The 12,681-nt window shown below is 60.3% G+C and carries 10 protein-coding genes; 7 read left to right on the top strand and 3 right to left on the bottom strand.

Annotation, left to right across the window (positions count from 1 at the left end):
* The first annotated feature begins 7 nt into the window (after positions 1-7).
* The 3 genes from AC3RLQ_RS04455 to AC3RLQ_RS04445 all read left to right on the top strand — a co-directional run bounded on the left by AC3RLQ_RS04455 (position 8) and on the right by AC3RLQ_RS04445 (position 3,739).
* Positions 8-1,792, top strand: a complete 1,785-nt coding sequence (locus tag AC3RLQ_RS04455; RefSeq protein WP_493034720.1) for a tetratricopeptide repeat protein — start codon at positions 8-10, stop codon at positions 1,790-1,792.
* Between the two features lie 567 nt (positions 1,793-2,359).
* A complete protein-coding gene (locus tag AC3RLQ_RS04450; RefSeq protein ID WP_493034718.1) occupies positions 2,360-2,908 on the top strand; it encodes a hypothetical protein in 549 nt (182 codons plus the stop codon).
* A 123-nt stretch (positions 2,909-3,031) separates the two neighbouring features.
* Entirely contained in the window at positions 3,032-3,739 is a 708-nt protein-coding gene (locus tag AC3RLQ_RS04445; protein WP_493034716.1) for a hypothetical protein, read from the top strand.
* Between the two features lie 129 nt (positions 3,740-3,868).
* Here AC3RLQ_RS04445 and AC3RLQ_RS04440 read toward each other — a convergent pair whose 3' ends face one another.
* Both AC3RLQ_RS04440 and AC3RLQ_RS04435 read right to left on the bottom strand, forming a co-directional pair.
* Positions 3,869-4,954, bottom strand: coding sequence for a sensor histidine kinase (locus tag AC3RLQ_RS04440; RefSeq protein WP_493034714.1), 1,086 nt, complete (start codon positions 4,952-4,954; stop codon positions 3,869-3,871).
* A gap of 35 nt (positions 4,955-4,989) precedes the next feature.
* A complete protein-coding gene (locus AC3RLQ_RS04435) occupies positions 4,990-5,694 on the bottom strand; it encodes a response regulator transcription factor (RefSeq protein ID WP_461526352.1) in 705 nt (234 codons plus the stop codon).
* 486 nt (positions 5,695-6,180) lie between these two features.
* On the opposite strand from AC3RLQ_RS04435, the gene AC3RLQ_RS04430 reads away from it, so the two are divergent.
* From AC3RLQ_RS04430 to AC3RLQ_RS04420, 3 genes are all read left to right on the top strand, one after another.
* The gene (locus AC3RLQ_RS04430) at positions 6,181-6,420 is read left to right on the top strand and encodes a hypothetical protein (RefSeq protein WP_493034712.1); all 240 of its coding nucleotides are present in this window, start codon (positions 6,181-6,183) and stop codon (positions 6,418-6,420) included.
* Positions 6,421-6,600: 180 nt separating this feature from the next.
* Positions 6,601-7,488 (top strand): UDP-2,3-diacylglucosamine diphosphatase, encoded by an 888-nt coding sequence (locus AC3RLQ_RS04425; RefSeq protein WP_422320548.1) that lies wholly within the window; start codon positions 6,601-6,603, stop codon positions 7,486-7,488.
* A 650-nt stretch (positions 7,489-8,138) separates the two neighbouring features.
* On the top strand, positions 8,139-9,188 hold the full coding sequence (locus tag AC3RLQ_RS04420; RefSeq protein WP_493034710.1) for an efflux RND transporter periplasmic adaptor subunit: 1,050 nt from the start codon (positions 8,139-8,141) through the stop codon (positions 9,186-9,188).
* 453 nt (positions 9,189-9,641) lie between these two features.
* On the opposite strand, the gene AC3RLQ_RS04415 is transcribed toward AC3RLQ_RS04420, so the two are convergent.
* Positions 9,642-10,679, bottom strand: coding sequence for a hypothetical protein (locus tag AC3RLQ_RS04415; protein WP_493034708.1), 1,038 nt, complete (start codon positions 10,677-10,679; stop codon positions 9,642-9,644).
* Positions 10,680-11,491: 812 nt separating this feature from the next.
* Here AC3RLQ_RS04415 and AC3RLQ_RS04410 point away from each other — a divergent pair.
* Complete coding sequence (locus tag AC3RLQ_RS04410; protein WP_493034706.1) at positions 11,492-12,667, top strand: efflux RND transporter periplasmic adaptor subunit; 1,176 nt, start codon at positions 11,492-11,494, stop codon at positions 12,665-12,667.
* Positions 12,668-12,681: the final 14 nt, after the last annotated feature.

The following is a 12,681-nucleotide window of genomic DNA, read 5'->3' as shown; positions in this document are numbered from 1 at the left end:
CAACACCATGGCTTTCCGATTTGACTCCGATTCGCAGAAGAAGATCCCTGACCAGATGCCGCCGAGGGAGCGGATCGGGAAGTTTTCGCTGCTGGTGATCGGGGCGTTTGTACTGCTGGTGGTGTGCTTGTTTGCGTGGCACCCGCTGGCGACGGCGGTGCGCGGGGTGCTGGCGCGGCGGAATGCGAAGGAGGCGCTGCAGGCGACGGCGGCGAAGGACTGGGTGAAGGCGCACCAGGCGGTGACGCTGGCGCGGCAGCGCGCGCCGGAGGATGAGGAGGTGATGCTGGCGATGGTGGCGTTTTTGAAGGCGACGAACTCTGACCCTGGCGGACTGGCGCAGTATCTGCAGCGGCTGAAGACGAAGCGACCGCTGACGGCGGAGGAGGAGCTGACGCTGGGGCGCGCGCTGATCAGCAGCGGGAAGACGAAGGATGCGCGTGAGGTTTATGAGAAGCTGCCGCTGAAGCAGAGCACGCAGCAGCCGGGGCTGGAGCTGCTTTCGAGCATTCTGAACGCGGAGGGGCACACGAAGGAGGCGGCGGAGATCGAGCAACGTGCGCTGGTGCTGAGCAAGGCCGAGGCGACGCCTGAGACGCAGATGAAGGCGGCGGTGTCTGACATGGGCAGCCACTATGCGGAGGTGCAAAACCAGGCGCAAAAGCAGCTGTGGCAGCTGGCGGAACTGAGCACGCAGACGGGGATGGATGCGATCCTGCAACTGGCTGGGAGCCGGGGGCTGACGCTGCTGCAGGCAAAGCACCTGCTGGAGATGGAGGAGAAGCACCCGCTGCGGGCGATGGGGACGCGGCTGATGGTGGTGTCTGCGCTGATGCGGCTGCAGCCGGAAAAACGTGCGGAGCTGGCGGAGGCGGAGGTGCGGCGCTTCACGGAGACCAAAAGCGGCCGGCTGGAAGACATGGCGTACTGGCTGATGCGGGAGAAGTTTAATGACCAGGTGCTGAAGCTGGTGCCGAAGGATCTGGCGGCGCAGTCGCGTGAGCTGTACCCGATCCTGGTGCAGACGCTGTCTCAGGCGGAGCGCTGGGAGGAGCTGCAGGGGGTGCTGAAGATGCCGAATCCGCCGGTGCCTGCGACGCTGCTGGATCTGGCGATGGCGGAGGTGCTGAGCCATGTGCAGCCGGACATGCGGGAGTCCCGCCGCATTTTGCAGGGGACGGTGATCAATGCGGCGCAGGCGGGTGATGTGGGGACGCTGCAGGCGGCAGCGCAGCTGGCGGAGAAGCTGAATTTTGCGGATGTGGCGTGCCAGGCGTACAAGGCGGCGGGGATGAGATCTGCGGAGAACAATGCGAGCGAGGCGGCGCTGCAGAACCTGCAAAAGAGCGTGGAGCTGGCGCTGCGTGCGAAGGACACGGAGACGCTGCTGGAGGTGTCACGCCGGCTGCATGTGATGAGCCCGAGCAGCGCGGTGTTTGCGGACCGGTTTGTGTACCTGCGGCTGGTGCTGGGGGTTGAGATGGAGACGGTGGATGTGAAGGAGCTGATGACGGAGACGGAGGCGAAGGCGGCGGTGAGTGTGACGCTGGACCGGATCCCGCCACAGCTGCTGCTGGCGCTTTCGGCGTACCGGCTGGGAGATCGTGAGGGGATGGTGAAGCATCTGGCTTCCCTGCCCCGCGCTGAGAGTCTGAGCCCTGGCCCCCGTGCGGTGGCTGCGGGGCTGCTGTCTCTGGTGGGCAAGGCGGACCGCGCGTTTGTGATGGCGGAGAAGATCCCGGGGGCGCTGCTGCTGGAGGAGGAGAAGGTGTTTTTGATGCGGGCGCTGTGAGGGGCGGGACGCGGAAGCCTTAAGCCTGGCTCAAGGGAGCGGGAAAATGAGTGCGCAGCGGTGGCGGTGCATTGATGATACCCTCAGCAGTTGAAAAGGAGTCTTGATGCTCCCTCAAGCGGAGAGGTTGGGCTGTTTCCAACGATGGTGGCATAATATCACACTTGGAAACCGTCGCGGCAAACGCCCTGCCCTCCTGCCTTGCCAAAGTGCAAGGACGGCGCACTTTTTTGAGCGCCAGCGAAGCTGCAGACCCGAAGCTTCGGACCCGCACAGCGGTTCCCTACCGGCCCTGCGGCACGCGCTGCTCTGGAGGGTGGGGATGAGGTGTGCGCGGCCCTGGACGACTTCGTCCCAGCGTGGGCTTTCTGTCACCTGTCATCTGGATCTGAAAGGATCTGAAAAGTGCCGTAAGCGGTTTCGAGTGCTCCGGCTTCACCGGTTGGGAGACAGACCGGTTTTCAGAGGATCGTGAGATGATTGGTGGCTTGAAAAAGAGTTGGCGCACGCAACCCTTTCGATCTTCACTGCTGAGAGAAGCACGCGCCCTCAAGCGCCTCCAAGACTATGAAATCCTCTTTTGTCATTCTGAGTCTGTTCATCTGCGCCGTCGTTGCAGCGCCGCTGGTTTTGGGTGCGGAGAAAACGGAGGAGAAGCGGCCGACTGCGGATGAGCAGACGGAGGCTGGCTTCAAGCTCATGAAGACGGAACTGCTGGGGAAGCTGGGCTTTGAGATGGAGGCGAGCGAGGTGGTGAAGGCTTATGGGAAGGCCCCCAGCAAAGGTAAGATGGAAAACTGGGAGGGCGTGGGCCTCTATGTGCAGCAGTGGGACTATCCGGAGCTGGGAGTGGAGCTGCAGATGGCGTCTGAGAAGAAGGACGGGGTGCAGACGGTTTACATGATCAAGGCCACGAAGCGGTGCAAGCTGAGCACGACCCATGGGGTCCGCATCGGCAGCAGTGAAGCGGAGGTGGCGAAGGCTTATGGGAAGCTGAGGGGTGATGAGAGCGAGGCGGGGAAAACGTTTATCGCGGGGTCGACCGTGGGTGGGGTGATCTTTGGTTTTGAAGAGGGCAAGGTGGTGTCGATTTTTATTGGCGCGGCGTCGGAGTGAGGGGAACCGTTCATGCCTGACATTCACAGCCATCATTTGCTGAGCAGATAAATGCATTGCGGCTCCAGTGTGGACAGAATATTATTCTGTTAACGTTGGAAAAAATTCCAACCTATTAAAGCCATGATCAAACCAATGGTGACAGCAGTCATGCTCATGTGCGGAATCCTTTGCCGAGCGGATGACCCTCAGGTTTCAGAGATTACGGATCTCATCTTGAAGAACCAGAAGAACCTCCTGAGCGATGAACATTGGCGGGACCACGGACAGAGGTTTGATGAACTGATGGAGGCCATTGGCGAGAAGGAGTTCAAACGGAATGAGAGCGGCCGATTGAATACCGCGGTTTGCGAAGACAGGATCCGGCTGATTGCGCTTTACCGCTTTCAGCACCGCAATCTGTTTGAGGAGATTTACAAAACTTATGTCAAGCATCCCAGCGGAGCGGAGATTGAAAAGATGCGCCAGGCCTTCATCGCTGAGAATCCGCAGACTGAGGAAGCCAAGAAGTTAAACCAGAAGATTTATCCGGCTGGTGTACGTCTCGTTCGGGTGGATCCCAGATTCCCGGCGCCGCATTCCATTAGGGAGGCGCATCTGGCCCCCACATACCGTTTTTGTTTTGAGTACTTTTGGATGGCTCCTGTGCATGAGCAGCCAATGAGTCACTTTGAAAATGCTCTGGAGATGGCTTTGGATCATTTCAAAAAGGAGCCTGGCGGCACTGACATCAGGGAGCTAATCAAACCTAAGACCGAAGACTCCAAGTCACATCCCCCGGCAAAACCGGAACCGGCTAAAGCCGGTACTACAATACGAAGAGAGGGGTGAGCGGAGCGTCTGGGAAACAACGGTCAGCTACCGTCAACCACTGCAAACTCCGGGTGCAGGGCGGCTGAGTGTTGCGGAGCTGAATGATCGAGGACGAACCTGAGACGGGGCAGGAATGCCCCCGATACTTTAGCCGGGCAAGGGTACGCGGATGGTGAACTGCGTGCTGCGGCCGGGGTGGCTTTCGAGGTCGATGGTGCCGCCGTGGACTTCGACGGCGCGTTTGACGATGGAGAGGCCGAGGCCGGTGCCTTTGGACTCCTGGACGCCGCGGTAGAAGCGCTTGAAGGCGTAGGGGACATCTTCGGGGCGGATGCCGATGCCGTCGTCGGTGACGGTAATGATGCACTCGTGCTGGGTCCAGCGGCCGGTGATGGCGATGCGGAGGCCGGTGCGGGGATTTTCTTTGAGGGCGTTTTCGATGAGATTGGAGAAGATCTGATCCCAGTAGAAGCGATCGCCGCTGAGGAGGCCGCCGTCAGGGGGGAAGTCGAGGGTGATGACGGGCTGGCGGATTTCGATGAGGGGGGTGAGATGCTCGATGGCATCGTGCACGCAGGCGCGGACGAGGAAGGTTTCGGTCTTGAGGGGCTCCTCCAAGCCTTCGAGACGGGAGATGGTGAGCATGTCGTCGATGATGCGCATCATGCGGCGGGAGTGCTTTTCCATGACATCGAGGCAGCGCACCAAGGAGGCGGTGTTTTTGATCATGCCGCTTTTGAGCGTCTCGATGTAACCGTGGATGAGGGAGAGCGGGGTGCGGAGCTCGTGCCCGGCGCTGGTGACGAAGTCCTGGCGGGTCTGGGCGATGGTGTCGTGCTCGGTGCGGTCTTCGACCATGACCCAGATGCCGGTGCGGGGGCCTTCGCTCCAGGGGGAGGCGGAGAGGTGGTAGTGGCGCTCATGGCTCCACTCGGCGGCGTAGGAGTGGGGAAGCGGGAGGCGGAGCTCTCCTTCCACGCGGGTGTGGCGGCTGCGGGCGTCTTTGATGATGCGGGTGATGGCCTCCAGGCTGGGGGCGGTGCCGAGGGGGCGGCCTTCCTCCAGGGAATGGGGGAGGAGCATGACGCTCATGGCGAGATTGGCGAAGACGATGGTGTCTGCGTCATCGACGACGAGGATGCCCTGGGGGGCTTCATTGAGGAGGGTGCCGAAGAGGCGGCAGTCATCCTGCATGCACATGGGGGAGGCGGTGTCCGCGCGCGGTGCATTCATTCCTGGCTGAGCCGGGGCGGTCATCACCTCACTGGTCATGCGTCTGCGTCTGCGAGCTCTTGGACGACGCTTTGGAAGAGATAACCCTGGCGGCGCAGGGTGCCGATGTGGCGGCCGTGGTCTCCGAGTTTGTCGCGGAGGCGTTTGATGTGGGTGTCGAGGGTGCGGGAGTGGGTGTCGTCTGCGTAACCCCAGACGGCGCTGAGGAGCTCGCTGCGGGAGTGGATCACGTCCGGATTGGCCATGAGGGTGGTGATGAGCTTGAGCTCGGTGATGGTGAGCTCGACGAGCTTGCCGCTGATGGACAGGGACATGTTCTTGCGGTCGAGCAGGAACTCGCCGATGCGCTGCTCTGCGAGCATGACGACCTTTTGCGAACGGCGGAGGACGGCGCCGATGCGGAGCATGAGCTCGCGGGGGCTGAAGGGCTTGGTGAGGTAGTCGTCTGCGCCGCTCTCAAGTCCGGCGATGCGGTCATTCGTCTGCGCACGGGCGGTGAGCATGATGACGGGGATGTGGCGTGTGCGGGTGTCTGCACGGAGGCGGCGGTGGACCTGGACGCCATCGATGCCTGGGAGCATGATGTCGAGGACGATGAGGTCGGGGGCGGTCTTGACGGCCATGGGGAGAACGGCGAGGCCGTTGCCCACGGAGACGACCTCGTGGCCTTCTCGTTGTAGGTGAAGGCTTACGAGTTCGACAATATCCTTCTCATCATCGACTACCAGGATTCTGCTCATGTTCGGGTGACGAGACTGTGACGGCAGGAATGGAGTGCTGCCAAAGACAAGCATGTTACGATCTCGTCGCAGAGTGTGAGGGTGTGATGATTGTGACGGATTTGTTGCGGAAGGTGGTGAAGGAAAACGTGTGCGTGGAGCGTGGGTGGTGAGGTGTGGGAGTTTGATGGGTGTGGTGGGTTTATGGGGTGGTGGCTTTGGGCGCTACTTTGAATAGGCGTAGAGCTTAATGATGTGCTGGCGGGGACGGATGGTTGTTGGTGGATGGTGGTTGCGCTGGGGTGAGTCATCAGAGGCGGGGCGTTTGGAATGGGGGAGAGCTTGGTGTCGGCAGGTGGTGATGGGAGGAAGGAATCTTTGGACGCGATTCAGCGGGTGCCTGCCAAGCTTGTTTGAGCTGATTGATCACTGCTGATGGCAGGGTGGTAACAGTATTGTGACGAGGTAGTGTTTGAGGCAGAGGGAGCTCGTCTCAATGATGGGGGCATGTTCAAGCCACGACATAACGAACTTCAGTGCTTCCTCCAATGGCGCCGGCAGACGCGCTTTATCCGGCATCATGGCGGGCCGATCATGGCGGTGGGGCTGTTTGTGACGTGCCTGTGGTCGGTGTGGCGGGCGGTTGAGAGCCGGCAGGCGCAGCTGGAGAGTGCGCCGACGGTGGAGACGAAGCGGATGCAGGAGCTGGACCGCACGCTGCAGGCGTCTAAAACGCCGAAGATGTGAGGTGGTGAGGCGGGGGCGGACCTCGTGACGAAAACGTTTTACTTGGTGTGTTTCGCAGCGGGCGGTGAAGGGCGATGTCTGGTGACAAGGTCGTTACTATTCACAGTGGGTCCGCGTGTCTGGCGGAGGTGGATGGTGGCGGCGAAAAACTGACCTCTCCCCTTCCCTTCTTTGCTTTCTATGAAAACGAAACTTCGTATCAAGACGCTGTTCATGTCGGATGTGCATCTGGGCATGGCGGACTCGAAGGCGGTGCAGGCGGCGCATCTGATCCGGCACTGCAAGTGCGAGAAGCTGGTGCTCAATGGGGACATCATCGATGCATGGGCGCTGAGCGGATCGGGGCGCTGGACGCAGGAGCACACGCACTTTGTGCGGACGGTGCTGAAAAAGATGGAGAAGGAGGACACGGAGGTGATCTACCTGCGCGGGAACCATGATGACATCCTGGAGAAGTTTCTGCCGTTCAAGCTGGCGGGTCTGTCTCTGGTGGAGGAGCACATCCATGAGTCGCCGCACGGGCGCTACCTGGTGGTGCACGGGGATGGGTTTGACCATGTGACGACGAACCATGTGTGGCTGGCGAAGGTGGGGGCGGTGGGCTATGAGCTGCTGCTGCGCCTGAACCGGATGTACAACGCGTGGCTGCGGTGGCGGAACAAGGAGGCCTTCTCTCTGAGCCGCTGGGTGAAGATGAAGGTGAAGGGCGCGGTGAGCTTTGTGGGGCGCTACGAGGAGCAGCTGCAGAAGCTGGCGAAGTGGAAGGGCTGCCATGGGATCATCTGCGGGCACATCCATACGCCGGCGGACAAGATGATCGAGGATGTGCACTACCTGAACTCGGGCGACTGGGTGGAGAGCATGACGGTGGTGGTGGAGCATCTGGACCGGACGTTTGAGGTGCTGAGTTATCATGACTTCTGCCGCCTGACGGGACGCGAGCCGAAGGGCGGCGACCTGAGCATGGACGTGAGCGCGATCAGCAACCGGCCGCTGGGGCTGCCTGCGCCGGTGGTGGCGTCTGAGGCGGGTGAGGAGGAGGAAGCGGAGGAGATGGTGGGGGTGTAGGGCTGGATGCTGGATGGCGGATGGGCGGGGGCTGCGTTTGTTTCTCGCTGTGTTATCGCAGTCCAAAGGGGATGTGAGTAGCTGCTGCTTTCGAGCGGCTGGTGGTGGGCGTGGGGTGACGGGGCTCAGAGGGATTGTCGGCTGCCGCATTCGGGTGGTTTGTGGCATGTGGGAGTCACCGAGGACGGCGAAAGCGGTAGCTGCGTTTCCTTCTTCGCTAAAGCTACGAAGGACAGGCTGTTCCTCACTTCGCGACCGCAGTCCATATCTGAGGTGCGGGCTGGCGCGATTCGAAAATGTGTGTTGTGAGGCAGTTGATTTTGTGAGCAAAGGTTTGCTGGAGTTAGTGGGATTGGCTGGCGTAGCTTATGATCGCTTCAGTAAGTACGATTGCTTATCAGCAGATAGGCCACGAGCCTATTTACACCATCCTATTTGCATAACTTTGCTGGTTTTCAGAGGTGTTTCATGCAGTCTAGGACATATACCCATTTAGCTTGGCTTTACTTTAAAAATGGGGTGTCTAGCATCGTGCTCTTATGAGATTTGGGTCCTACTCCGCGGTTGTGAGATTGTTTGAATTCACGGGCACTTGTGAAGATCAGAGGGTGCGGACGGCCATGCGGTTTTTGCAGATGGGAGCGTGCTTGATGGCGGCTTTCACACTGGGCGCGTGCCATTCCAAAAAGAGCGGAAATGCGGCGGTGATGGTGCTGACGCACCCGCTGCAGCAGGACACCACGATCTCGCGTGAGTACGCCTGCCAGATCAACTCGCGCAGGTACGTCAAGGTGCTGGCGCCGGAGCGGGGCTATCTGAAGCTGGGGAACGTGAAGGAAGGCCAGCATGTGAACGCGGGCGATGTGATGTTCAAGATTGTACCGGGGAGCAAGCGGATGGCGATGAACCGTGCGGAGGCTGTGGCGGAGGTGGCGAAGGGGGTCTTTGAAAACACGGAGCGGCGGCTGAAGAACCAGCAGGCCACCGATCAGGAACTGAGCGAGGCGAAGGCCCAATGGGATGAGAAGCTGGAACTGGTGAAGGTGGCACAGGGTGATGAGGGCGTGAACACGATCAAAGCGCCGTTTTCAGGTCTGATGGGCCGCCTGCCGCTGGCGGAAGGGAGCCTGGTGGATCAGGGCGCTGTGCTGACGACGCTGTCTGACAACACCGAGATGCAGGTGGTTTTTAATGTGCCTGAGGCGGAGTCCCGGGAGTATGCGGCGCAGGCGCAGACGGGAGAAAACAAGCAGGTGACGCTGGTGCTGGCGAATGGCAAGATTTTCGACCAGCCCGGGAGGCTGAACGTGACGGAGGGGAAGATCGACGAGAAGAGCGGCCTGACGCCGATGCACGCGGATTTTGCGAATCCAACGGGCCTGCTGAGGAATGGTGAGAGCGGGGTCCTGCGCGTGTGGAAAATGATCAAGCAGGCGGTGCTGGTGCCGCAGAATGCGACGTTTGAAATACGTGACCACCACTATGTGTATGTGGTGGGGAAGGATCAGGTGATGAAGCATCGGGAGATCAAGGTTTCTGCGGAGCTGGAGAATCTGTTTGTGGTGAGCGAGGGTGTGGGCGCGGATGACACGATCGTGTTTGCGGGACTGGGCCTGGCGAAGGACGGGGCGAAGGCGGAGGGGGCGGAGTTTGAGGCGCCGGAGAAGGCGTTCGCGCATTTGAGGATCAAGGGGGAGTAGGGGCGGTGTGTGGGATGGTGAGGATTGTGTGCGGGGCGGTGAGGAGTCGCGGAATGGGTGGGATGTGCGGGGTGTGGATGGACAGGATTCACAGGATGGCGGGATTTCAGGATGGTTGGCGTGGCGGAGCGTTGGATGGTGGTTTGTGCTAGGGTGTGGTATTTGGAGACAGGCGGGGTGGCGGGCATGTTTTTGCTGGCATCGCCACGCGATGCGAGCCGGTGGAATCGGGGATGGCTGCGCCATCGGGAGATGGCGGGGATTTGAGCCCAGGGAAGTGTGCGGAGTGTGAGGCCCCCATCAGGGAGAGACGGTCGTGGAGCGGCTTACTCGGAGTGCACGCCCCCCTTCGGATGGAGGTGGCAGTGTGAGGTGGCGACTTGATGACGCGAGATGTGACTGCGCGGCGGGGTGGCGCGATGATGCGGGATGTGATGACCGCGGGGCGGGGGCCTAGTCTTCGGCGATGAGGGGCACGTCTTTGCTGTCGCGGGCGGACTTGGCTTCGTCGAGTTTTCCTTCTTTGATGAGGCGGGCGATGAGGAGCTCGGCTTTCTGATTGTAGTCCTGCATGAGCGGGAGGGAGGCTTTGGCGCGGGAGGATTTGAGGGCGGTGATGGCGGTGGTGTAGGTGGTGCGCAGGGCGGCCAGGGCGGGGGCTGCGGCGGGAGCGGCGGCGGCGGGGACCCGGCCGGTTTTGGTGACGGTGTCTTTCTCGTTGCGCAGGGCGAGGGCTTCATCGAGCTGGCCTTCGGTCTGGGCGGTTTTGAGGGCTTTGTCGATGGCGGTGAGGTAGCGGGTGTTGAGTGAGGCGACGCCCTGCTCATAGGTTTTCCAGATCTGGGCGCGGAGGGTGCGCTCTGTGGCGATGCGGAGGGCTTTGAACTCGCCGGTGGAGGTGTCGGTGGTTTTGCCGGATTCGACGGTGGCGACGGGTGTGCCCTGCCCCTGCCCTCCTTTCAGCGGGCCTGTTTGCAGCCACCAGTCGGGGGGCAGGCGGCTGGCTTTGGAGGGCTCGCTTTCGAAGATCTTCACGCCGTCGTAGCGGATGATGGTGATGGAGTCTTCGACCTTGGCTTTTTTGTCGCCGGTGATTTTTTCGATCTGTGAGTTGGTCTCGCCAAAGCTGATGTAGAGCTCGGAGGAGCCTTTGCTGTTGAGGACGATGTCCTGGCGGCATCTGAGGACGGTCCATTCTTTGTCGGGGGTGCGGAAGAGCATGCGTGCCTCGGCGCTGAGCTTGCCGACAATGGTGGGTTTGGAGCTGGCGTTGACGACGGGAAGCCGGCCTTTGATGAAGGTGGCGGTGCGGGTGTCTGCGGGGGCGGCGTCCATGGCTCTGAAGCGGAGGCCTTTGACGATGGCCTGGTCTTCGGCGGAGAGGGTGGTCACGTCTGGCTCTGGCTGCTGGGCAAGGGCTGAGGAAAACAACAGACCGACGGACAGGAGGAGCCGAAGGAGGCTGGTGATGGAATTGCTGAGACGCGGCATGGTGGGGCATTTGAATCTTGGGGGGATTTGATTGCAAGCCTTTCTTATGGGGGTGACCGGGGAACGGAGTGGGTGGGATGTGCGGGGTGGATGGACAGGATGGTGGGATTTCAGGATTGTTGGTGGGGCATGCGTGTGTGGTGGAGGTGTGCGGTTATGGTGTGTTGTGGTGGGCGGATGGATGGATGGACAGGATTCACAAGATGGCAGAATTTCAGGATTACTGGTTGGCGTTGTTGCGGGGTGGGTAAATGCGGAGACGCGAATGCGTGGCTGCAATGCGATGAAGTGGAGTGAGTGGTGGGTGCCTTGGAGTGAGATGAGATCCAGCATCTCTGTGGTGCCTGAGTGGCGGGGCATTGGGGGCGTGCGTCCAGAACCGCCTAAAGGCGGGACTAATACATGCGCAGGGTTTGCTACGTCTTGGAGCGATGATACGAGATTGCGGGTGTGTGCTGACATGATGTGGTGCCCGGCACGGCGGGCGGCGGTGGTGAAAAATGAGAGGCGGATTGAGGGGATGGAAGGCATGGTTTTAGGGGGCTATCCATGGTAATAAACTTACTTACTCTTGATTTTTCGAGCATGGGCCTGCCGTGACTTCTCAAAGGCATGCGTGAAGGTGGATTGGAGGCACGTTCACTGGGGAAAGGCTGTTTTACACTATAGGCTTCCAGCCTATTTTTTGCAGCAGGTTATCCTACTTAAAACCGGACTTATCTTTGCCGAAAAGACGGACGTATTGTTTTCGTTTCCATGCATTGCGATGCTTTACTTTGGAGCCTCTGCACCTAGTATCTTCACACCCCCTTATGAGTTACAGAGACCACCCTTTCGTGTTCAGTTCGTTTCACTCTCCTGAGATCAGCAAGGCCCGTGAACTGCGGCCTGGGAGGTGGGCGGCGCTAGTGTGTGCGGGGCTGGCGGCGATGACGCTGAGCAGCTGTGACCATACCGAGGCGCACCATGAGGCTGAGGAAGAAGAGGAGTCTCAGCTGGTGCTGACGAAGCCGATCATCCGGGACACGGTGATCTCGCGTGACTATGTGTGCCAGATCCGGTCCTGCCGGAACATCGAGATCCGTGCGCTGGAGCGCGGCTACCTGGAGGTGGTGAATGTGAAGGAGGGGCAGATGGTGAAGGAGGGTGACCTGATGTTTTCGATCCTGCCGCGGGTGTACAGTGCTGTGGTGAAACGTACGGAGGCGGAGGCGCAGGTGGCGCGGGTGGAGTATGAAAACACGAAGCGGCTGCTGGACACCAACGTGGTGTCTGACAAGGAGCTGACGATGGCGAAGGCGAAGCTGGACCAGAAGCTGGCGGAGGTGAACCTTTCCCAGACGCATCTGGGATTCACGACGATCAAGGCGCCGTTCACAGGACTGATGGACCGCCTGCGGCTGCGAAACGGGAGCCTGGTGGAGGTGGGCGACCTGCTGACGACGCTGTCTGACAACAGCGAGATGTGGATCTACTTCAATGTGCCTGAGGCGGACTACCTGGAGTATGCCTCCACGGTGCAGTCTGAGGAGAGCAAAAAGGTGAGCCTGATCATGGCGAACGGGAAGGTCTTTGACCAGAAGGGGCGGGTGAATGTGATCGAGGCTGAATTCAACAACAAGACGGGCACGATTCCCTTCCGCGCGGACTTCCCGAATCCGAAGGGTCTGCTGCGGCATGGTGAGACGGGGAACATCCGCATGCAGCGGACGGTGAAAGCGGCGCTGCTGGTGCCGCAGAAGTCGACGTTTGAACTGGGGGGGGACTTCTACATCTACACGGTGGGCAAGGACGACGTGATCAAGCAGGTGAAGATCGACGTGGCTGAGGAGCTGGAGGATCTGTTCGTGGTGAACGGCGGACTGACGACCGAGGACAGGATCATTTTTGAGGGTCAGCGGCAGGCTCATGATGGTGAGAAAGCGCATGACTACCGGTTTGAGGAGACGAAGGATGCGTATGCAAACCTGAAGCTCCAGGCGCAGTAACATCCCCCACCAAC

It is taken from the genome of Prosthecobacter sp. GW821-HT29F12 (assembly GCF_058803405.1).
Note: the sequence above shows the minus strand (reverse complement) of the source record. Positions and strands in the feature narration are given on the sequence as shown.